Raw genomic sequence first — 21,443 nt, 5'->3', positions numbered from 1 at the left:
AGGATCTTTTCTGATATGAGCTATTATTTCTCTTGCATTTTCCATAAGCGGATTTTAGCATTTTTTATCTTAGTTTTGCTTAGCGGCTGCGGATACAAAGCGCCGCCGTTTTACTCGGACGCGGATGAGCAAACCGTGAACGCAAAGGCATCCGCCGCGGATGGCAACAAAACAAACGGCGCGAAAGGCAGCGTTAGAATTTTACGCGATAAATAGCCTACTTTTAGCTTTGCTTTGTTATACTTTTAAAAATTTTTACAAAGGAATTTCATGCAAACGGCAGACATTTTAGTGCTGGACTTCGGCTCCCAATACACCCAGCTGATCGCTAGGCGCTTGCGCGAACAAGGCGTTTACACCGAGCTGATCGCATACGACGCACCGATCGATAAGATAAAAGCCAAAAACCCTAAAGGCCTTATTTTAAGCGGCGGACCCGCTAGCGTTTACGCCAAGGATGCGTATTTTTGCGACGATAGAATTTTTGAGCTTGGAATTCCAATTTTAGGTATCTGCTACGGCATGCAGCTCATCGCGCATAAATTTGGCGCCAGCGTCGTGCCTGCGGGTAAAAAAGAGTATGGCAAAGCCTCTTTGAAACTGCTTCGCGCTAGCAGGCTATTTGGCGGCGTGGAGGATAACTCTACTGTCTGGATGAGCCACTCGGACAAGGTCGAGAGCCTGCCGGAGGGCTTTGAGGTGATGGCAAGCTCGGATGAGAGTGAGTGGTGCGTATTCGGCGACGAGATCCGTAAAATTTATGCGTTGCAATTTCACCCCGAGGTCTGCCACAGCGAGTTTGGCGATAGAATTTTAAAAAATTTCGCTAAAGAGATCTGCGGAATAACCAGCACTTGGAATATGGGTAGCTTCGCCAAAGAGCAGATGATCAAAATAAAAGAACGCGTAGGCAGCGCCAAAGTGCTTTGCGCGGTAAGTGGCGGCGTGGATAGTTCGGTCGTAGCGGCGCTTTTGGCGCATGCGGTGCCGCAGAGCCTAATAGCGGTTTTCGTCGATAACGGACTACTCCGCACTGGCGAGCGCAAGGCGGTAGAGGAGATGTTTAGGCTCAAACTCGGCGTGAGCTTAGACGTGATCGATGCTAGCGAGCTATTTTTAAGCAGGCTAAAAGGGGTGATCGATCCAGAGCAAAAACGCAAAATCATCGGCGCGACCTTCATTGAAGTTTTCAGCAAAGAAGCGGCAAAACACAAAAACGTAAAATTTCTAGCCCAGGGTACGCTCTATACCGACATCATCGAAAGCTCCGTCGCAGGCTCGAGCAAAACGATCAAAAGCCATCACAACGTAGGCGGCCTGCCTAAGGATATGAAATTTGAACTGATCGAGCCTCTGCGCGAAATTTTTAAAGACGAGGTGCGCCAGCTGGGACTTGAGCTAGGTCTTTCGCGCGAAGTCGTTTTCCGCCATCCATTCCCAGGTCCTGGCCTTGCGATCCGCATAATGGGCGAGGTAAATACGCCGAGCCTCGAGCTGCTGCGCAAAGCCGACGTGATCCTACGCGACGAGCTAAAATCAAGCGGCTGGTACAACAAAACATGGCAGGCGTTTTGCGTACTGCTAAACGTGCACTCCGTCGGCGTTATGGGCGATAACCGCACCTACGAAAACGCCGTGTGCATACGCGTAGTGGACGCCAGCGACGGCATGACGGCTAGCTTCTCGCGCTTGCCGTACGATCTGCTAGAAAACGTCTCACGCCGCATCATAAACGAAGTAGACGGCATCAACCGCGTAGTTTACGATATCTCGAGCAAGCCGCCCGCAACGATAGAGTGGGAGTAAGATGAAACAAATCTGCATCATTTTAGCGCATCCTTACGAGAGAAGTCTAAATGCGGCTATTGCAAACGCAGCGGCAGAAAAGCTGCAAAATAGCGGCTACGAGGTTAAATTTCACGATCTATATAAGGAGAAATTTAACCCAATCCTTAGCGGCACCGAGCTCGTGAGCGACGAAAGCGACGACGAGCTGTTAAAAGCGCATCAAAAAGATATCGCAAACGCCCACGGCATCGTGATTGTCCATCCGAACTGGTGGGGCGAGCCGCCCGCCATCCTCAAGGGCTGGATTGACCGTGTGCTAAGGCAGAGAGTAGCCTACGATTTTGCGCCGGGCGATAACGGCGGCGGGCTTCCGATAGGGCTTTTAAAGGCTAAAGCCGCCGTAGTTTTCAACACCTCCAACACCCCCGAGGCCAGAGAAAACGAGATATTCGGCGATCCGCTGGAAAGAATTTGGAAAAACTGCATTTTTGATTTTTGCGGCGTGAAAACCTTTGAGCGGCTGATGTTTAGAGTGGTCGCAGATAGCGACGAGGTCGAGCGAAAGGTCTGGTTAGAGCAGGTAGCGCAGACGCTGGATAGGTACTTTCCGAAGCAGATATCGCTTTAGATTTAAAATGCACTGCTCGCAAAATCCGCGTGGCGTAGAATTTTGATTGCCTATTTTAAACAAATACGCGCCGAATTCGCTCGCACATTTGGCGCAAAATCTATGAAATTTAGGAGGTAATCATGCTTAGATTAATCGCTGCGGTCGCGATTTTAGCGGCTCTCATATACTTCATCATGGGAGGCGGCGGCAAAAAGACGATCAAAGATTACAAAAATTTCAGCCGTGAGGAGCTGGAGACTTTATGCCTCGAAAAGAACGACAAGATCGCCTGCCAGCGTATCGCCGTGGACTATATCAAAGAAAATAAACCGAAAAAATGATCTAAATTTGCGAGGCTAATTTTGTGGTTTCGCTAAAACAGCGCGCGGTTAAATTTCTTTCTAGCCCGGTCCAAACGCTGCGCGGATAAATTTGCCTGCAAAGCACGGCTGAAATGCCAATTAAATCGGTACCGAGCGCCGCGCAAATAGCGTAAATTTAAAAGCAATAATTCAAGTATTAGCATGCGCGCTGAAAAACCGCTAGCCAAAATTAAAAGCGATAAATCGCGCTGTGTTCTTTGCGCGCAGATAAAAGGAGCGACGGATGAAAATTTTATGGCAAAGTAGGCTTCAAAACAGGCTTCGAGATATCGGCGAAAATATCCTGATAAAGGGCGATCGCGCATTTTACGTAGGCGATAACGACGAACAAAAGCAGATGAAGCTTAGAAAATTCTCGCTCGCAAGCGGCGAGCAGCTAGCCGGCGCGCCTTTCCGCGATTTTACCCGTGCCGCGACCTTTGACGATGACGGCCGCACGCTCGTAGTTCTGGGCTTTGTAGACACGATTTATAAATTTAACGCCGCGGATCTCGCGCTCATCTCAAAGCACAAGAAGGGCGTGCTAAAATACGGCAATTTTATCGCGCTAAGTAGCAAGGGCGGCGATAAAAAGGCTATTACGGCGACTGACGACACGCTTTTTATTTACGATTTTGTGTCGCAGACGAGCACGCGAAAGCGATTAAAGGGCTGCGTAGCGATTTTTAAGCAAGATGAGCTAAACTTCTTGATTTTTACGCGCTCGGGTCAAATTTACCGCCTAAATTTGAGCGGTTGCGAGCTTAAAATCATCGCTAAAACTTGCCCTATGACGCAGGTGCAGCGCGCAAGCGGCGGATATTGCATTCGCGTGGGCGAAGCAGGCGAAAACGGCGAAATAGAGGGTGCTAACGAGCTTGTTTTTACGGACGCGAATTTTAACGTTAAATTCTGCGTGAAGCTCGATTTCGATTTCGATAAATTCGAGCTTGCGGCGGATGGACCGGACGGCTGGCGCGGATACTTTATAAACGAGCCGAATGAGCTGAGGGTTCTTGATCTGCGTAGCGAGGCGGGCGGCTTTGAGCACAGCAAAACGGGCGATCTCGAGAGCGGCGAGCACGACGGCTCGGACAAATTTGCGTACGATAAAGCCGAGGAATTTAGATGTGACGAAGCGGACGAATTTAATCGCGGCGGCTCGGGCGAATTTACGCAGGTCAAGGCGAGCAAATCCAGATGCGAAGCGACGGATAAATTTGAGTACGACGAGCCCTTTAAATTTAAACTCGGCGAGCAGGTCCAATACCTCGCGGCAAAGCCTGTGCTAGCGCATAAATTTAAACAAAAGAGTGCAAGAATTTTAGGCGTCGTTACAGCTGCTTCTTGCCGAGCTGCGAGCGCAAAATACGAAGCGAAGAAGAAGGACGCATTTGTCGAACAAAATTTAGCGTCCAGAGGCAACCACGGCATCGAAAACCTTGAATATTCACTCCTCGCTCCCGGTAAAAATGAAAAACGCAGACACATCGCGCACCCGAGCGCGCCCGCGATCTCGTACTAGTCGATAACGCCTACGACGAGGACGCGGAGCAAATTTTAACCTGCTATGAGATATGAGTATGCTCGCCGTGAAGCGCAGAATTGCTTCAAAAGAAATTAACCATTATAAATTTAAAGATTTTAAACAGGTTTTATAAAGCCTTAAGGCCTAGATGCAGCATATTAGCCTAATATAAATATTAGGTACGACTACAATAAAGTAATTCTATTATAATATTTGCACAATGCACTATCCGATAAGTATTTTAAATTTTGCAATTTTCAACCCACTGCTCTATTTTTTCTACCTGTTCTTTTTGTAAATACTTTTGCAGGTGTGCTTTGTTTAATAAGTACAGAAGAGAAAGGATGTCTTTTGCAGTCTTTTGTTTTTCAATTTCGCTAATGCAAGAGAAAAAATCAAGAGTTTTTGTTTTATCCTCTGCATGACTTTCACCGTGCAAAACCAAACGATACATTAAATTTTCAAAATACGCTTGTTGTTCTGGGCTTAAATTGACTACTATTGCCTTGTCTCTTGCGATATCTTCTATACCGCACTGATAATTAAATGTGCCAAAGGTTTCTAGTACTTTTCTCATGTTGTTGCCAATATTTATATTTTCTGATATAGAGTTATTTGCATAATCATAAATCTCGTTCAAAAGAGTTTTATATTCTGAATATTTTTTACCAAAATCCACAAATTGATGTTCTTTGAGCTCTTTTTGTATAAAAATAACATCTTTCTTATTTCTATTTTCTCGTTCATCATAAAATTCTACTTTTGGCAAATTGCTTATAATCTTTTGCATATCAAACGCGCTCATCAAATCATGAGTTAAAATTATCATCTTGCTTTTATTGCAGCCGGTCATAATTTTATGAATTTGGTAATTTAAAAACGACATTATCCCAACTTTATTTTCAAAATCAAAGCTAGAAATCGGATCATCTATAACTATAAATTTTGGTTTTGTATAAAATTCCTTACTATTCTCGCCTTTGAAAATTTCGGTAAAAAAATAGCTTAATGCAATAGCGTTTCGCTCGCCGGTCGAGACGTCTTTGGCTTTTACTCTATTGCCGTTTGATTTTAAGACATATTGCCCTTGATTTTCGCTAAGTTCAAGCCTACCTTCTTTAAAAAATATATATTTTAGATGCTCATTAATCTTATCTTGAGCTATATTTATCTGCTTTTTTTGAGCATTTAGTTCTGAAATTTTACTACTTATACACCCCAGTCGTCTGTCATTATGTTCTTTTTTGATATTTAAAGTCTGCTTAATCCTTAGCTTTTCTTCATAATAGTTAAAGTTATCTTTTATCTCGCAATAGGCTATTTGTTTATTCAATCTTTCAAGCTCTTGTTTTAGCTCGTCTGCTCTAGCTTTTTGTGCCATAAAAGCTTGTCTTTTTTGCTCAAGCTGATCTAAATCTCGATTCAATTCATTAACTAAGTTATCAAAATTTGTATCTAAATTTAGGGCGACGAATGGATTTTGTATCTTTTGATTTAGTTTTTCAGTGACTTCAGTTTGACAAATTTCAATTTGCATTTTTATAGTATCAAACAAATTTTTATCTAGTTTATCCATATCCGGCAAATTTTTTAAATTATTTAGTGAATCCTGAATTTCCTACTTCTTGTTTTCCAAATTCCTCCGATGGTTTCGTATGTCCGGATTAAAGATTGTTTCTAAGCTTGATAAAATTCCTTTTTTATATTCGTCTGTTAGTTTTTGAAAGCAATATGGACAAATATCTTTATCGCTTTCCATTATATTTTTAGTTACTACATGGTCTGCTTCTGCTATAGCTCGTTTTATTTCTTCTTCTCTTGGACTTAATTGTTTTTGCTCTACTTGGTATAACAAAAGCTGTTTAATATCTTCAAAATTTAGCTGTTTTATCTCTTCTGTAAAATTTAAATCGCTTCGGATATCTTCGTAAGATTTAAGTTTTTCATCAAAGTTATTTTTTAATTCATTCACATTTGCATCTATTGCAAAAGCATTTATGATATTTTCTGCACTTTCAAAAGAACAAACATCACCTGATATGCGCTCTCTATTGTTTATTTGTTTCCATCTGTTCCCAAATTTTTCTTTTAAAATTTTTATTATATCATCCTTGTATTTTTCAGGATTATCCGTGTTTTGTCTATCATTATATTTTTGGAACTCTTCTTGATATTTACTTTTTCTTTCTTCTAATTTTTTTGTTAATCCTTTTTGCTTTTTGAAGCTTCTTATCTATATTTGCCACGTCCCCAAGTAAAACTATCGCGTCCAAACCATTATCTTTAATTTTAACTTTACTATTTACATATTCTTCATTAAATACGAAAATATTATTTTTCTGATCTTCGTTTGTTAAATCTACTGCTGCGCCGCTTTTGTCTATAATTTGACTAGCAATAAGAGATTGACTGTTGTGTTTGACGGCATCAAAAGCTTGGGAAATAGTGCTTTTGCCGCTTCCGTTTTTGCCATAGATCAAACACAACCTATGATGCTCTTTCTCGAAAAAATTTAAATTTACTTCGCTTTGAAAGCACTTTCCCTGAATTTTTATGCCACAAAAATTACTAAACATTCTATTTACTCCAATGTATTGTTAAATTTTAAAACCTCTAAAATTCTCTCTATTTTTCGCATATCTTTTATGCCGTTTTCGTCCTCGACTTTTGAGTTTAGATCGAGCACTCGCGGACTAAATTTGATCGCATCGCACGCGTTATGTTCGCCGATACCGCCCGCCATGCCGAAGTCAAATTTGACGCTCCGCAAAATATCCCAATCAAAGCTGATACCGTTGCCGCCCAAATTTGCGCCTTTAGTATCAAATAGCACTAGATCACAGCTCAAACCCTCAAGCAGCGGCATCTCAGCGCCAATGCTTAGCACCTGCCACGCCTCGATGCCCGCCGCGTTAAGGCGCGCTTTGAAATCCGCGCTTATGCGTCCATAAATCTGAGCGCAGTCTAGCTCACAAATCTCACAAATTTTTAAAATTTGCCCCTCGTTTAAAGTTTCCGCGCCAAAAATTTCAGAATTTAGATCTTTTATCGAAGCAGGTGCGTCAGGGTTTGCGTTTAAATTTACGCTCAAATCCTCGCGCTGCTTTTCGCAGAATTCCGCGGCTTCATAAAATTCTACGCTTCCACTAGTGCCCGCGTAAATTTTATTTTCACAAATTTCTTCGCCGCGAGTTTTGCCGCTAAAATTTTTACATTCACACGCGGCGGCGCTGTGTTTTTCGGAGCTCAAAGCAAAGACTCCGACGCACTTTGCGCCGTTTTTATGCGCGATGCGTGCAATCTCGCGCGCCGTTTCTACGCTAACGCGGCGCTTGGAGCTTGACACAAAAATTACGCCTAAAAATTCCACGCGCGCGCCTGAGCCGTCGCCCTGGCCTCGCAAATCGCTGCCAAAATTTTTATCGCAATCGGAATTTTGCTCGGACGTAAAATTTGCATGATTTTGTGCGCGGCAGGTAAAATTCTCGCCGCCCTGATTAAAATTTGGCGCAAAATTTTGGCCGTCAGAATTGAAATTTCGCGTAAAATTCTCGGCGCCCGAATTAAAATTCCGCCCAGAATTTTCGCCGCAAAAATTAAAATTTTTTATTGAGCTCTCACTACCCGATTGCGGTAAATTTTTGGCGCCGTCCGCACGCTCTAAATTTGCACAGAAAGCCGAGCTGCACGCCAGCACCGCGCGGGCTTCGGCAGCGCTTTTGATGCCGCAAATTTTGATCCTACTTCTGTACGACATATAAAAATTCCGTCACGTAAAGCTCGCGCGCGCTTAAATTTCTGCTCGCGCGGTAGGTCGGGTAGCGGATCTCTATCGTGCGCACAGAGCCGATGTGCGCGAGGTTTTTTAAAAATTCCGCCTTCGAGATAAAGCCCTCGGAATTAAAAGAGATTATTAAAAATTTCGCTGGAAATTCCGCCAGCAGCGCGAAAAATTCCTCCGCAGCACTTGATTTTTTGTTGTAAGCCGAGCGGTTCCAGTCTGCAGGGATTCCCGAGACCCTGCTAAGCCCCGCAGCATTTGGGCGCTTGCCATCGTTTATAAAATCCGTGATCAAATTTAGCATAAAATAGTTCGAGCCGTAGGGGTGCTGATTGTAGGGCGGATCAAAATACGCGACGTCAAGCTGCGAAAAACGCTCGCGCGCGCTCTGTGCAAAGCGCGCGGCGTCCTCTTGAAAGACTACGCTTTCGCAGGCGAAATTTGAAAGCACGGGCAGGCGCAAAGAAATCTCGCCCATTATGCGAGCTAGCGCGTTTTCGCCGCTACCGCCGAACTTGCCCACGCCCGCTTTATCCTTGTAAAAGCCCTTAAAAACGCCGCCCGTGTTTGAGTGGATGCTCGCCTCGCTAAGCAGCGGCGCGGTGAAAAAATCGCGAAATTTTTGTGGGATTTTATCGATCTGCTCGCAAAGCCCGCCCAAAATCAGGGCGTTTCGGCGCGTGTAAAAAGCGCGCTCGCCCGCCTTGATATTCTCATCCTTCTTCGGCGCGTACAGCTCGCTAAAAAAGCTCTCCTTCGGCGTAAAATTTCTTAAAATTTCAGCGTGCAGCTCGCTCAAGTCTCGCCACAGCTCGTCGCTGAAATTTGAAAGATAGCAGGAGTTTATCGCGCGCGAGTAGCCCTCCAGGTCGTTTGCGATCACGAGGTTTGAGTGCGCTTTAGCCAGTCGCGCGACGATGCCGCTGCCACTAAAAACGTCCGCGAAGCTGATCTTGTCCCGCCCAAGCTCCGCCTTAATCTCGCAGATCGCCCGCTCTATCGGCGCTAGCAGCGAGCGCTTGTTGCCCAGATAGCTGATGAGCTGCTCGCTTAAAAACTCCCTCTTTTCGCCGCTAGTCATCTAAGCTCTCGCTCCTAAGTAGTTTTCGTAAAATTCCCACGTTTTGCCCGATTTGATCGCCTCTAAAATGAGCGGCTTAGCCTCCGCAGGGCTTGACACGACATCGGCGCAGTATAGCGCAAACATCGCGTTTAGCACAACGATGTCAAATTTCGGTCCGTCTAGCTCGCCTTTTAAAATTTGCTTTAAAATCTCGGCATTAGCCTCGCCGTCGCCGCCTTCGATATCGCTGTGAAACGCTCGCGCGAAGCCGAACTGCTCGGGATTTACGCGGTATTCTAAAATTTTGCCGTTCTTGACCTCGTGGATTAGCGTCTCGTCGCACAGGCTGATCTCGTCCATGCCGTCCATGCCGTGCACCACCAGAGCGTGCTTGCGCCCCAAAATCATCAGCGTTTCGGCGATGAGCCCGTTTACTTCCTCCAGATAATTTCCTACGATCTGATTGCTTAGGCTTAAATTCGGATTTAGAAGCGGTCCCATTATATTAAAGACGGTGCCAATTTTTAGGCGGTTGCGCACCTCTTTGACCTCGGCGGTGATTTTGTGAAAAAACGGCGCGTGAAAAAACGCTAGCCCCGTGCGATCTAGCAGCGCTCTAATCTGCGCAAGATCGCTAAGTAGCGGCACGCCCAGAGCATCCAGAGCATCGGAGCTGCCCGATCTGCTAGTAATCGCGCGGTTGCCATGCTTGGCGACGCGCACGCCGAAGCTTGCCGCGATAAAGGCCACGGTCGTGGAGATATTGATCGTCTTTAGCCTATCGCCGCCCGTGCCCACGATGTCAAACATCGGACTCGGATCGTCGTAGGTGATCGAGTATTTTAATATACTGCGCACGAGCGCCGTGAGGCTGCTTGGGTAGAGCGATTTTTCGCTGATCAGCACGAGCAGCCCCGCAAGCTGCACGATGTCGTAATCCTGCTCGTAAAGCGCCTTGCAAATGACGGCGTAATCGTCGCTGTCTAGCGGGAAGCCCTTTTGTAGCTTCAACATAAACGGGGCGAAATTTATCACGAGTTTCTCCTTTAAAATTATCTTTTTGCCGTAATTGATGAAATTTTCGATGATCTTTTTGCCGTATTGCGTAAAAAAGCTCTCGGGATGAAATTGGATGCCGAAAACCGGCTTATTTCGGTGCTTCATCGCCATTATAACGCCATCATTTTCGCTCTTTGCTAAAATTTCAAACTCGCGCGGCAACGTCGCTTCGTCCACATAAAGCGAGTGGTAGCGCATCACTTCAAATTTACGCGGCAGCCCGCTAAAAAGCACTCCATCTGCGTAAATTTCGATCGCCGAGCTCTTGCCGTGCAGCGGTACATCCAGCTGCTTTATCTTCGCGCCCGCCGCATATCCGATCGCCTGATGCCCCAAGCACACGCCTAAAATCGGCACGTCCAGATCCGCGCGCAAAATCTCTAAGCAAACGCCGCTATCTTTTGGGTGATTTGGCCCGGGGCTTAGGATTATGTGCGACGGGGCAAGCTCTCGCACCCGCTGCAGCGTTATCTCGTCGTTGCGGAAGTAACGCACCTCCTCACCCGTGAGCTCCAAAATGTATTGATAAATATTGAAAACGAAGCTGTCGTAATTATCTATCATTAAAATCAAAATTTTATCCTTTTTTAGGGCGTTTGCGCCTCTTTAAAATTCTAAATAGTTTAAATTTAGCCGCTTTGCGGCGAGCAAATCCGATGCCGCTTTAACGCCGCTAGCGGGCTAAATTAAAATTCCGCGTCGTCTGCGACATTACCGCATCTGTCGCGACGTTGCGCGCTTTACGATGCAGAATGAAGCTAGCCGTAAATTTTAACGCTCTCACAGCGAACACGCTTTAAATTTAGCCGAATCAAACTCGCACCGAAAAGCGGCGCGTCAAGCTAGCTAAATTTAAAGCGTCTAAGCTTCCTCGCATAGCTCTTCGATCGCCTTGAGCGGGCTTTTGCGCTTTTTGCAGATCTCCGCGTATTCGCTCTTTGGCGAGCTGTCGTAAACGATACCCGCGCCCGCGCCGATAAATACGAGATTGCTTAGCCCTTCGCAGCCGAAATTTTCCGCGTTAAATTTAGCAGCCTCAAACCGCATCGCGCGGTTAAAGCTCCCGTTTTCTAAATTTAGCGCCCCACAGCCTGCGCGAGTTTTTAAATTTAATCTCGCGTCGCGCTCGCTTGCGCGAGCTAAATTTTGCGCCTCTCCGCTGCCCTTTTGCGCCGCAGCACCGCAAAGCCCCGTCGTCTTGGGATTTTCACCGTCGCAAAGCTCCGTCGTTTCGGGATTTTCACCGCTGCAAACAGCGTCTAAATTTAAGCTGGAATTTCGTTTAAAATCCTCGTCCGAGCAGGAATCTTGCGCGTAGCGATTTACGAATATCGCCGAACGGATCAAGATCGCCTGCATTACGTCGCCGCTAAAGCGCCAAAATCCGATTCCGCCGCCGTAGATGCCGCGCTCATAGCGCTCCAGCTCGTTTATGATCTGCATCGCGCGGATCTTTGGACTGCCGCTTAGAGTGCCCGCAGGAAAGATCGTGCTAAGCACCTCAAACGCGCTTACCCCGCGTGGTTTGGTGCCGTAGACCTCGCTTACGATGTGCATCACGCTTTCGTAGCGCACGACGCGCATCGCGTTTTGCACCCGCACTGAGGCGGGCGCAGCGAATTTACCGATGTCGTTGCGAGCTAGATCGATCAGCATCCGATGCTCCGCAAGCTCCTTTTCGTCGCTTAAAAGCTCGCGCTCAAGCGCCGCGTCCGCTTCGGCATTCGCGCCTCTGCTGCGCGTGCCCGCGATGGGAGCAACGAAAATTTCGTCCTTTTTGATCTCCATAATGAGCTCGGGACTGGAGCCCGCGACGCAGCCGTACGGCGTCGGGAAGTGAAACATATAGGGGCTCGGATTGTTCTTTTTGAGCCGCTCGTAAAACTCCAGGCTGCCCAGATTCGTGCCGACTTCTAAAATTTCGCCTAGCACGACCTGAAACACGTCGCCGCTTTTTATCTTTTCTTTCGCGACTTCGACCATCGCGCTAAAATGCGACTCCTCGGCGCCCAGATCAGTTAAAATTTTAAATTTAAGCTCTTTTTTCTGAGGCTCGGGCTCAGACGCGTCTTGCGATTTCGATCCGTCTTTTATCGCAGCGTCCGCTCTTGCGGCGCTCTGCGGCGTGCCTTCCGCTTCGGCGGCTTGCTGCGAAGCCTGCGGGCTAAGCCCGCGCAGGCTTTCGTAAATTTGGGCATCTTTGCCGTAAAAATCGTAAATTTTGCTGATTTTATCGTAGTGCAGATAGTTTGCAGCGTCGGCGTAAAAAAACGGCGGGAAGTCATACAGCGCCTGCTTCGGCGCGCCGATATTTTCAAACGCGCGCACGATGTCGTAGCCCAAAACGCCGAAAAGCCCTGCAAAGCTCGCGTTTTTAAACTCGCTTGCGCCCGCTTTTGCGCCCTTTACCCCATCAAATTTAAGCCTCAAAGCCTCAAAACTCATCTTAAATCCGTCGAAATAATCGCAATCGATGCCGATGATGACCTGAGCGTCGTCCTCTGCGAGGTAGCTTTGCGGATGCGTCTTTAAAATTTCGCGGTAGTAAAACAGCGGCTCTTCTAAAAGCATTTTCGTCCTTGGAATTTTTAGCGCCATTATACGCTGCTTAGCTTAAATTTGAGCGGGCGGCGCGAGCTTAAGCGGGCTTGAATACAAGCAAAATTTTAGTAAAATTAGCAAATTTCAAGGAGAGCGTATGAAAATTTTATTTTCCCCAAGCGAGATGAAAAGCGAGCTGGGCGGCAGTACGCGCATTTGCGAGCGAAATTTCATCTTTGCAGATCTTTACGAAAAGCGCCTGCAGATGCTGCGCGCTTATGCGGATTTCGTGGATAAAGCAAGCGAGGCGGAGCTTTGCAAGCTTTTAGGGCTAAAAAAATGGGACACGGCCCTGCGCGAAAATATCTTTGAAAAAGGCTGCGCGAAGGCGCTTTTGCGCTACACTGGCACCGCGTATCGCGCCCTAGGCTACGCGTCGCTAAGCCCCGGCGCGCAGGAGTTTGCGGAGCGAAACACGATAATTTTTTCAAACCTTTTCGGCCCCGTGCTGGGCGGTGACGCGCTGCCGAACTACAAGCTAAAACAGGGCGAGAAATTCGGCGGCATAGACGCGGCAAAATTTTATCGCGATAGCTTCTCCGCCGCGCTGGATCGGTATCTGGCGGATGAGTGCGTCGTGGATCTGCGTGCGGGATTTTACGAAAAATTTTATGAGATGAAGCGCGAATATCTGAGTTTTAGTTTCATCAAAGGCGGCAAGGTACTGAGCCACTACGCCAAAGCTTGGCGCGGCAAGGTGCTGCGTGAAATAGCCCTAGCAGGCGCTTGCAGCGAGGCTGAGGTGCTTGCGCTGCGCTTAGGCGGCGCTTCTGTGCTCGAGATCAAACAGATCGGACTAAAAAAAGAGATCGTGCTGGAAATTTCATAAGGCGCGAAAACTGCTCGGAGAAATTTACGATAAATTTTGCAGGTCCAATGCGGATTTTTGCGTAAAATTTAGCTCGTAAAATTTGCCACGAGTTCAAATCTCGCCCCATCCAAAGCGATTTTATCCAGAGAAATTTGCGGGCGGAATTTTATCGCGAGGATTTTGCGGCGGCTTTTAGTCTTTTTGCACCCTTTTGGCGAGCTTTGAACGAGCTTTTGGCGGTGAAATTTCGTCGTAAATTTTGCAAAAAATTCGCGCTCCGCATAAAATTTTACGACGATCTTATCGTGACTTTACACCGATTTTGCGGCAATTTTTAGAATACAGAGCGCATAAATTTCGCCGTAGAATTTTGTCTAAAATTTTACTTTGCAGGATTTTGCCGTATAAAATTTCGTCGCGATAGAATTCCGTCGAAATTTAATCGCGGCAAAAATACTGCGCCGCGATCTAAACGTAAAATTTTATCTCAAATTTGCGCTAAACCGCCACAGTCTAGACGCAGAATTTCGATCTAAAATTCTACCGCCAGACTGCAATGCGAACAAACGCAGGCGGGCTGATTTGCATAAAATTTCAAGCCGAAATTCCACGCCTTAAAATCTCGTAAATTTTAAAATTTTGCAAATCGCGCGCTGAAATTTCGAGCCAAAATTCTGCTTGTAAACTTTTAAGCCAAGCCAACTCCAGATAAAATTTCAAACCAAAATTTGGGGCATAAATTTCAAGCTGAAATTCTACAATCAAAATCCCTCGCCTAGAAATCTCACAAATCTGGCGCTGCCAAATCCAAAATTCCGCAAATTTAGCAAGCTTTAAATTTTAAAGCTATAAACTTCGCTTCAAATTTTAAGGATCAAAAATGCTAGAACTCCCCTTTGTCGGCGTCGTCGTGGGCTTCATATCGGGCTTTTTCGGTATCGGTGGCGGCACGGTCGTAATGCCCGTGATGATGGCTCTGGGATACGACGTCAAGACCGCCGCGGGCATCTCGGTGATGCAGATGTTCATCGTCTCGCTTTTCGGCTCATATCTGAACTACCGCGCGGGCAGACTCCGTCTAGATAGCGGTATCGCGGTGGGGCTCGGAGGGCTGTGCGGCGCGAGCATATCGGGCTTCATCGTAAAATACTCGCCAGAAATCGTGCTTGAGATCGGTCTTTTGCTGACGCTTGCGATCTCATTTCTTAAACTCTTTAGCACGAACGTAACAAGCGGCGGCAATGCAAATCCCCACGGCGCGGTGCTATTTTTCATCGGCTTTGCTATCGGCGCGATCGCGCTTAGCATGGGCGTGGGCGGCGCGGTATTTCTGACGCCGATTTTGGTTGGATTTTTGGGCGTCGATATCAAAAGAGCGGTCTGCATGGGGCTATTTTTCATCGTTTTCGGCTCATTCAGCGCGCTTTTGAGCCTTTCGTACAACGGCCACGTAGATTACGAACGCGGCGCGCTGCTAGCCGTGGGCGGGCTTTTGGGCGTGTATTTCGGCACCTCTCAGGCTCGCCGTGCAAAGCGCGAAACGCAGAAAAAATGGCTGCTCGTCCTTTATGTCGTGCTATTTGCACTGGCGCTAAAAAAGGTGCTGCAGTAGCGCCCGCTGTAGTAGCGCTGTAGCGATTGCCGCGCTATAGTTTTGCCTTGCCTCGGTTTTGCTACAAGCGCGGTTTGGGCGCCTATTACGGGCACGTCAGAGCGATTCTATGTGCGCCGTTTTGCTACGCCGCCCTTTTATATCTCTTGGTTTTGCTTTGTCGTCCTCTTACACTGCGCGCGTTTGATCGCCGTTTTGCGGCGGCGCGTAAAACGTCGCGTTTCGTCGCGCAAGTAAAATTTTAAAATGAAATTTCAAAAAGCGCGAGCGCAGAATTTTAACTAATCGCGTTAAAATAGCGAAGTCGCACATCTTTCGTCCTATGGAGGTTAGATGGCGAAATAAAATTTACAAATTTTAAAAGGACTTGGATTGACGAACTTGATTTTAGCTGGGCTAGGCGGCTGTGTAGGCGCGATGGCGCGAGTAGGCTTAAGCGGAGCGATCGCGCGCGCAATGGACCGCGCCGGATTTTGGAGCGCGTTTCCGATCGCTACTTTTTGCGTGAATGCACTGGGAAGCTTGCTGATAGGGTTTTTACTCGCACTAAATTTAACGCAGAGCCTGCGGGTATTTTTTATCGCAGGCGCACTGGGCGGCTTTACGACATTTTCTACGTTCAGCTACGATACGCTGCAATTATTGCTGGCGCGAGAATTTGCTATCGGTGTGCTAAACGCGGTCTTAAGCGTATGCGTTTGTATGTTGTTTTGCTATGCTGGGCTGCTCGCGGGCAGAGCGCTTGCAGGCTAGCCGTGGAGCACGTGAGCTTTAAATTTAAATCGCCTCTATGTTTGCGCTTTTAAATCAAAATTTATTGAAAGTGCCTGCGCTACGGAATTTTATCGCGCGCATATGCTGTAAAATCTGCGAGCGATGGGCACAATCCCACACGCCGTGCAGTTTTGCGAAAGGGCGCGCAGCAAGTAGTTTCGCAAAGTGCAATATCAAGCAGGAATTATAAGGCGAGCAAATCGTAAGACGAGCGAAAAGTAAAGCGAGCGAGAGGGATTGTAGCTAAATAATGGTGCTCGGCGTCGGGCAGGCTGGCAAAATCCAGATAAATTTGAAATTTGCGTGCATTCTCTGCGTATCTTGTTTGCCGCAGCTTTGTGAAATTTCGCTATCTTGCGCCTAATTATCGCGACGCCCTAAAAATTTCGCTATCTTGACGCGGATAAAATAAACCTAAGCCGCGCGATAAATTTTAAAAGCTCCGCGGACAAATTTTAAAGCTTGAAGCTTAGAATTTTAAAATTCTCACGTAAATTTTAGAAGCTAAATTAAAGCGCGCCGAAATCACGATCTTATGTGCCAAATCCTGCAGCGCTATCTTAGATTTATCGCAAGCGACTGCGAGCCCTCTTAATTTCATTTCTGCAAATTTCATTGACCTGCTCACCCTCGCTATTTCGCAAGATAACCTCGTAGTCCGTGATTTCGCGATCCTTGTTATACCCCTCAATATATCTGAATCTCGATAAAACTATTTTAAAGGATTCCACGTCGTCTAAAGTATATTTATCGCCGAGCTTTACGTAGTTAAAATTCCTACTAGTAAGCGTATGAAAATTGCTAAATTTTTGCTTTAAATTTAGCGTATAAATTGCCGTGGATGCAGCGCCGTTATCGCAGCTATTGATTTTGCTCTCATCAAAGGCAAGCGCGAGGCAAATTTCATCTCCGCAGATTACCTTTATATCTTTGGCGCGGCTGTTTATACGGATGGTCTGTCGCCACCCATCGCCCTCTATCTCAAAGACGTTGCGAGCGAGCTTTTTGGCTATTTCATCTCCGACATAGCCTCTGGCTTCTGGTTTATCAGCCCAACCAAGCGCAGAGTAGTTCGGTTTTTGCGGAAAATCCGCAAGCGGAGTTTGAAGCTCGCTTATAGCGTTTAAATTTTCCTCGGTGCCTTGCGGAGCTGCAAAAGAGGTGCCCCTCATAGAGTGTAGATTAAAGAAACCGATAAATTTCCTCACGACCTTATGCGCCGTTTGAGAAAATATCTTGGCTTCATTTTCAAAAAGCGAAATATCGTAGATGCCGTAGCTATAATATCCAAGCTCTCTACTTACCCACCTTTCGTCCGGCGAACGATCGATCTCATCGTATCCATAGTAGCGCTCTGGCATATCTTTTTGTAGCAAAAAGTCATCGCTGTCATTATCTTTGTATCTAAGCCAGACCCCAAAATCGTCCTTAATGTATAGATAATCAAACTTCGCACCTCCTGCGAATTTTTTCTCGCCTAGCCAAAATACGGGCCTTTTTTCTAGACTAGGCAAAGCGGCGACTGGGGGCAAATTTTGCAGCTCTTTTTCAAATTTTTCATCGATATAATCGCAAGCGCTAGTGGGCATACTAGGATCGCAACCCTCGGGCGTATCGGATGAAAAAAGCAAATTTAAAATCACAAATATATATAGCACAAAAAGCACGCACGCAACGCTCACGACCAAGGCGGTAATTTTTAAAATTTTTATAAAAGTTTTCATATCTAAATTTTACCTCATTGCACCTAAAAAGCGTAAAATTTTGCTTTAAATTTGAAATCCTCCGCGCATTATCTGTGCCTCGTCTGCCGCTTTGTTAAGGCTTTTTAGCGGCTCGCCTTTTTTGTTTAGCAATATGACTTCGTAGTCTACAGGCTCGCACTCTAACCCGCATTTCTCTCGGCGGCGGTTTGCGCAGCGTGCTAAATTTAACCTCGCGCCCGCCTCTTATCCGCGCTCTGATCTAAATTTAAAATTTCAAATTTTCGGCGCGCATTTAAATTTAATATCCTAGCTCGCTTAGCCGTTTGTAGTCATCGCAGCCGAGTTGATCCCCTAAATTGCACGCTTTGCGAAAATACTCCTTCGCGAGCTTTGCATCTCTGCCTACGCCTCTGTAACCATCATACATATTACCGACGTTACGGCAGCCCCTACTCATGCCCGAATCGCATACTTTCGTAAATAATTCGATCGCTTTTTTATAATCCGCGTCTACCAAACATAAACTACCCAGAACAAGACATCCTAGATTATCCCCCAAATCACACGCTTTGGAATATAGCTCGTTTGCTTTTTTATAATCTTGCTTTACACCCTCCTCACCCCGCTCATACAAGGCCCCGAGATTAATGCAGCTTTCCGTGTTATTTTGCTCGCATTCGCTTTGTAGCTTTTGGATAACGACATTCACCTCGGTAGCAAGCAGGGTTGCCGCACTTAAGAAAATCCAAATCGCTTTTTTCATGATCTGATCCTTATTGAAAATTTCGCTATTTTATGAAATACAGGCTTAAATTTAAAGTAATTTATCAAAACGGTAATACAAAATAGCTGCAAGGGCGACAAATAATCGTAATTAAACAATAAGGCGGCGGTGAAATTTCGCAACCTTATGCGTCAAATTTCGCAGTGTGATGTGCTAAATTTCACGATCTTATGTGTCGCTAGTCAACTTTTTCTCGGTGACAGTTTGTGAGGCGCACTAAATTTTAACTTCGCGCGCATTTTATCCGCACCCTAGTCTAAATTTAAAATTTCAAATCCGCGGCGAAATTTCACGACATGACGGCAAAGCGTCGCGGGCCGGCGATGAGTACGGCGCGACCGCGCCCTTTCGCCGCTATCAGCACTTGACGTTTTTTGCCTTGCTATCTTGCATCGCGCGGAAAAATTCCGCCCTGCTCAGCGGGACTTCGTCCGGATGAGCGCTTCTGAAATGGCTCAGATAGCCCTCGTAATCGCCGAGCCCGATGAGCGGCGCAAGCGCGGCATCTGCGCGCGCCAAAAACCTCGCCACGGCCTTCGGGGCCGCGAGCGGATTAAATTTAAACTTTTTCATAAACGCCCCTATCTACGTACTCGCTTTCTGCCAGCTTGAAATATCCCTCACTCGCGCCGCCTTTTGAAATTTTAAGGCACATCCTTATCGTTTGGGCGATGACTACGATCGTAACGACGACGAAAAGAGCACATAGCACGGCGTCGATGACGTTGTTTCTGATGATAGCCTGCGCCTTTTCGATCGCCGCAGGATCGCTTAGGCTAGCAAGCTTGGCGGCGGTGTTTTGCGCGATAGCCACGTGGCTTACCGCGTCGTGTACGCGCTCGCCGTTAGCCGGCATAAGCTTTAAGATTGCCGCATAAAGCGTGGTTATAAGCACCCAGATTGCGGGAGCGATCGTAACGAAGGCGTATTTTTGCTTGCCCATTTTAAAAAGCACCACCGTCGCAAGCAGCAGCGCGATGCCCGCGAGCATCTGATTGGACGCGCCGAAAAGCGGCCACAGCGTGTAAATTCCGCCCATAGGATCGGTAACGCCGCTGTAGAGCAGATAGCCCCAGCCCGCCACGCAGATCAGCGTCGCGATGATGCCGTAGAGGAAATTTTTGGTATCGGAAAAGGGCTTATAGAGGTTGCCTAAAATTTCTTGCACCATAAAGCGCCCCGTGCGCGTGCCCGCATCGACCGCTGTGAGAATAAACAGCGCCTCAAACAAGATCGCGAAATGGTACCAAAACGCCATTAGCTCCTTGCCGCCGATGATCTGATGCAGCAGCATCGTTAGTCCCATCGCAAAGGTAGGAGCGCCGCCCGTGCGGCTCATCATCGTGGTTTCGCCGACGTTTGAAGCCAAGGCGCCGATCTGCTCGGGCGTAATGCTAAATCCGATAGAGCTTATATACGCTGCGGCGCTTACCGTGTCTTTGCCCAGCACCGCGGCGGGTGAGTTGATAGCGAAGTATTCGCCTGGGCTTAGGATGCACGCAACCACAAGCGCCATTACGCCAACGAGGCTCTCCATAAGCATCGAGCCGTAGCCGATGAAAAGAGTGTGGGTTTCGCGCTCGAGCATCTTCGGCGTCGTGCCGCTGGAGATCAGCGCGTGAAAGCCTGAGATCGCGCCGCATGCGATCGTGATAAACAAAAACGGAAATATCGGGCCTGCAAAAACGGGACCCGTGCCGTCGATAAATTTCGTCGTAGCGGGCATTTTAAGCTCCGGTGCGACGAAAATTATCGCAACCGCCATACCGATGATGACGCCGAGCTTAAGGAAAGTACTTAGATAATCGCGCGGCGCAAGCAGCAGCCACACGGGCAAGATAGCCGCTACAAAGCCGTAGCCGATCGTAAGAAGCGCGAGCGTCTCGCCCTTTAGCGAAAAGACATCGTGCCAGTACGGATCGATCGAGACGTAATGCCCGCCCCAAAGCGAAAGCATTAGCAAAATAAAGCCGATGATCGATGCCTCGCTGACCTTGCCCGGGCGCAAGAACCTCATGTAAATTCCCATAAATACGGCGATCGGTATCGTCATCGCGATCGTAAAAAGCCCCCAGGGCGAGTTTGCGAGCGCCTTTACGACGACCATCGCCAAGATCGCTACGATGATCAGCATGATGAAAAAAATCCCGATCATCGCGATACCGCCCGTGAGCTTACCCATCTCATCTTTGATCATCTCGCCGAGGCTCTTGCCGCCGCGTCGCGTAGATAGCACGAGCACGATGAAATCATGCACCGCGCCTGCGAGCACGACACCTACTAAAAGCCAAATAGTGCCGGGCAAATAGCCCATCTGTGCGGCCACTACGGGACCTACGAGCGGTCCGGCGCCCGCGATAGCGGCGAAATGGTGGCCGAAAAGGACGTATTTGTTCGTAGGGACGTAATCGCGTCCGTCGTTTCGGATCACCGCAGGAGTTGCGCGGCGATCGTCCAGCTCAAAGACGCGATACGCGATAAAGCGCCCGTAGAAGGTGTATCCGATCAGATAGATGCACGCGCTGGCTACTACGAGCCAGACGGCGCTGATGCTCTCGCCTTTATTTAGCGCAAGCACGCCGAAACACCACGCCCCTATGACGGCGACCGCCGCCCAAAGGATCTTTTGCCAAAATTTCATACCCACTCCTCAAAGCTTAGCGAGCGGCTTTGGCGCAGTTCGTCGTTTTAATAAAACGGCTTGCGGCTTTAAAGCCGGGCTCGTTAAATAAAATTTAGCGCGTATTTTATCGACGTTTTTATAATTTAAGCTGAATTGCAAAATTAAAAAGAGCTCTTTCGGCGTCTAAATTTAATACCTAAATTTTGAATTTTAAATTTAAAATGCCGCTGCGTGGCACGCTAAATTTTGATATAAATCGCCCTAAATTTAACCCCGCAGCTCTTGGCCGTTATAGAATTTATCGCGGTTTAAGAAATCAAGCGATAAAATCCCATGATAAC

The 21,443-nt window shown here is 47.1% G+C and carries 19 protein-coding genes; 8 read left to right on the top strand and 11 right to left on the bottom strand.

Annotation, left to right across the window (positions count from 1 at the left end):
- Window positions 1-15 precede the first annotated feature (15 nt).
- The 5 genes from Q0393_RS01630 (at window position 16) to Q0393_RS01610 (ending at window position 4,285) form a co-directional block, all read left to right on the top strand.
- The gene (locus tag Q0393_RS01630) at window positions 16-216 is read left to right on the top strand and encodes a hypothetical protein (RefSeq protein WP_298062169.1); all 201 of its coding nucleotides are present in this window, start codon (window positions 16-18) and stop codon (window positions 214-216) included.
- A gap of 54 nt (window positions 217-270) precedes the next feature.
- Complete coding sequence (guaA, locus tag Q0393_RS01625) at window positions 271-1,806, top strand: glutamine-hydrolyzing GMP synthase (RefSeq protein WP_298062171.1); 1,536 nt, start codon at window positions 271-273, stop codon at window positions 1,804-1,806.
- Window position 1,807: 1 nt separating this feature from the next.
- Complete coding sequence (locus Q0393_RS01620) at window positions 1,808-2,416, top strand: NAD(P)H-dependent oxidoreductase (RefSeq protein WP_298977377.1); 609 nt, start codon at window positions 1,808-1,810, stop codon at window positions 2,414-2,416.
- A gap of 122 nt (window positions 2,417-2,538) precedes the next feature.
- Window positions 2,539-2,739 carry a hypothetical protein gene (locus Q0393_RS01615; RefSeq protein WP_297893680.1) on the top strand — a complete coding sequence of 67 codons (201 nt, stop codon included), beginning with the start codon at window positions 2,539-2,541 and terminating at the stop codon, window positions 2,737-2,739.
- Between the two features lie 265 nt (window positions 2,740-3,004).
- Window positions 3,005-4,285 carry a hypothetical protein gene (locus tag Q0393_RS01610; protein WP_298977376.1) on the top strand — a complete coding sequence of 427 codons (1,281 nt, stop codon included), beginning with the start codon at window positions 3,005-3,007 and terminating at the stop codon, window positions 4,283-4,285.
- A 244-nt stretch (window positions 4,286-4,529) separates the two neighbouring features.
- On the opposite strand, the gene Q0393_RS01605 is transcribed toward Q0393_RS01610, so the two are convergent.
- The 7 genes from Q0393_RS01605 to Q0393_RS01575 form a co-directional block, all read right to left on the bottom strand.
- Window positions 4,530-5,864: an AAA family ATPase gene (locus Q0393_RS01605; protein WP_298977374.1), complete on the bottom strand. Its 1,335-nt coding sequence runs from the start codon at window positions 5,862-5,864 to the stop codon at window positions 4,530-4,532.
- A 42-nt stretch (window positions 5,865-5,906) separates the two neighbouring features.
- Window positions 5,907-6,260, bottom strand: a complete 354-nt coding sequence (locus tag Q0393_RS01600; RefSeq protein WP_298977373.1) for a hypothetical protein — start codon at window positions 6,258-6,260, stop codon at window positions 5,907-5,909.
- Between the two features lie 202 nt (window positions 6,261-6,462).
- Window positions 6,463-6,864 (bottom strand): AAA family ATPase, encoded by a 402-nt coding sequence (locus Q0393_RS01595; protein WP_298977372.1) that lies wholly within the window; start codon window positions 6,862-6,864, stop codon window positions 6,463-6,465.
- Between the two features lie 5 nt (window positions 6,865-6,869).
- Window positions 6,870-8,045, bottom strand: a complete 1,176-nt coding sequence (locus tag Q0393_RS01590; protein WP_298977371.1) for a phosphoribosylanthranilate isomerase — start codon at window positions 8,043-8,045, stop codon at window positions 6,870-6,872.
- Window positions 8,029-9,150, bottom strand: coding sequence for a DNA adenine methylase (locus Q0393_RS01585; protein ID WP_298977370.1), 1,122 nt, complete (start codon window positions 9,148-9,150; stop codon window positions 8,029-8,031). Before Q0393_RS01585 ends, Q0393_RS01590 begins: the two co-directional genes overlap by 17 nt.
- Entirely contained in the window at window positions 9,151-10,764 is a 1,614-nt protein-coding gene (trpD, locus tag Q0393_RS01580) for an anthranilate phosphoribosyltransferase (RefSeq protein WP_298977368.1), read from the bottom strand.
- Window positions 10,765-11,052: 288 nt separating this feature from the next.
- On the bottom strand, window positions 11,053-12,762 hold the full coding sequence (locus tag Q0393_RS01575) for an anthranilate synthase component I family protein (protein WP_298977367.1): 1,710 nt from the start codon (window positions 12,760-12,762) through the stop codon (window positions 11,053-11,055).
- Window positions 12,763-12,889: 127 nt separating this feature from the next.
- On the opposite strand from Q0393_RS01575, the gene Q0393_RS01570 reads away from it, so the two are divergent.
- From Q0393_RS01570 to Q0393_RS01560, 3 genes are all read left to right on the top strand, one after another.
- On the top strand, window positions 12,890-13,621 hold the full coding sequence (locus Q0393_RS01570; RefSeq protein WP_298977366.1) for a YaaA family protein: 732 nt from the start codon (window positions 12,890-12,892) through the stop codon (window positions 13,619-13,621).
- Window positions 13,622-14,483: 862 nt separating this feature from the next.
- Window positions 14,484-15,215, top strand: coding sequence for a sulfite exporter TauE/SafE family protein (locus tag Q0393_RS01565; RefSeq protein ID WP_298977365.1), 732 nt, complete (start codon window positions 14,484-14,486; stop codon window positions 15,213-15,215).
- A 372-nt stretch (window positions 15,216-15,587) separates the two neighbouring features.
- Window positions 15,588-15,968 carry a CrcB family protein gene (locus tag Q0393_RS01560; protein WP_298977364.1) on the top strand — a complete coding sequence of 127 codons (381 nt, stop codon included), beginning with the start codon at window positions 15,588-15,590 and terminating at the stop codon, window positions 15,966-15,968.
- A gap of 587 nt (window positions 15,969-16,555) precedes the next feature.
- Here Q0393_RS01560 and Q0393_RS01555 read toward each other — a convergent pair.
- The 4 genes from Q0393_RS01555 to Q0393_RS01540 form a co-directional block, all read right to left on the bottom strand.
- A complete protein-coding gene (locus Q0393_RS01555) occupies window positions 16,556-17,713 on the bottom strand; it encodes a hypothetical protein (protein ID WP_298977362.1) in 1,158 nt (385 codons plus the stop codon).
- Between the two features lie 280 nt (window positions 17,714-17,993).
- A complete protein-coding gene (locus Q0393_RS01550; protein ID WP_297923898.1) occupies window positions 17,994-18,458 on the bottom strand; it encodes a tetratricopeptide repeat protein in 465 nt (154 codons plus the stop codon).
- A 378-nt stretch (window positions 18,459-18,836) separates the two neighbouring features.
- Window positions 18,837-19,052, bottom strand: coding sequence for a CstA-like transporter-associated (seleno)protein (locus Q0393_RS01545; RefSeq protein WP_298977361.1), 216 nt, complete (start codon window positions 19,050-19,052; stop codon window positions 18,837-18,839).
- Entirely contained in the window at window positions 19,039-21,120 is a 2,082-nt protein-coding gene (locus Q0393_RS01540) for a carbon starvation CstA family protein (RefSeq protein ID WP_298977360.1), read from the bottom strand. The genes Q0393_RS01545 and Q0393_RS01540 overlap by 14 nt, the downstream gene beginning before the upstream one ends.
- Window positions 21,121-21,443 lie beyond the last annotated feature (323 nt).

This window comes from uncultured Campylobacter sp. (assembly GCF_938015785.1).
Lineage (GTDB): Bacteria > Campylobacterota > Campylobacteria > Campylobacterales > Campylobacteraceae > Campylobacter_B.
The sequence above is the reverse complement of the archived record's forward strand: the minus strand, read 5'-3'. Positions and strand labels throughout refer to the sequence as shown.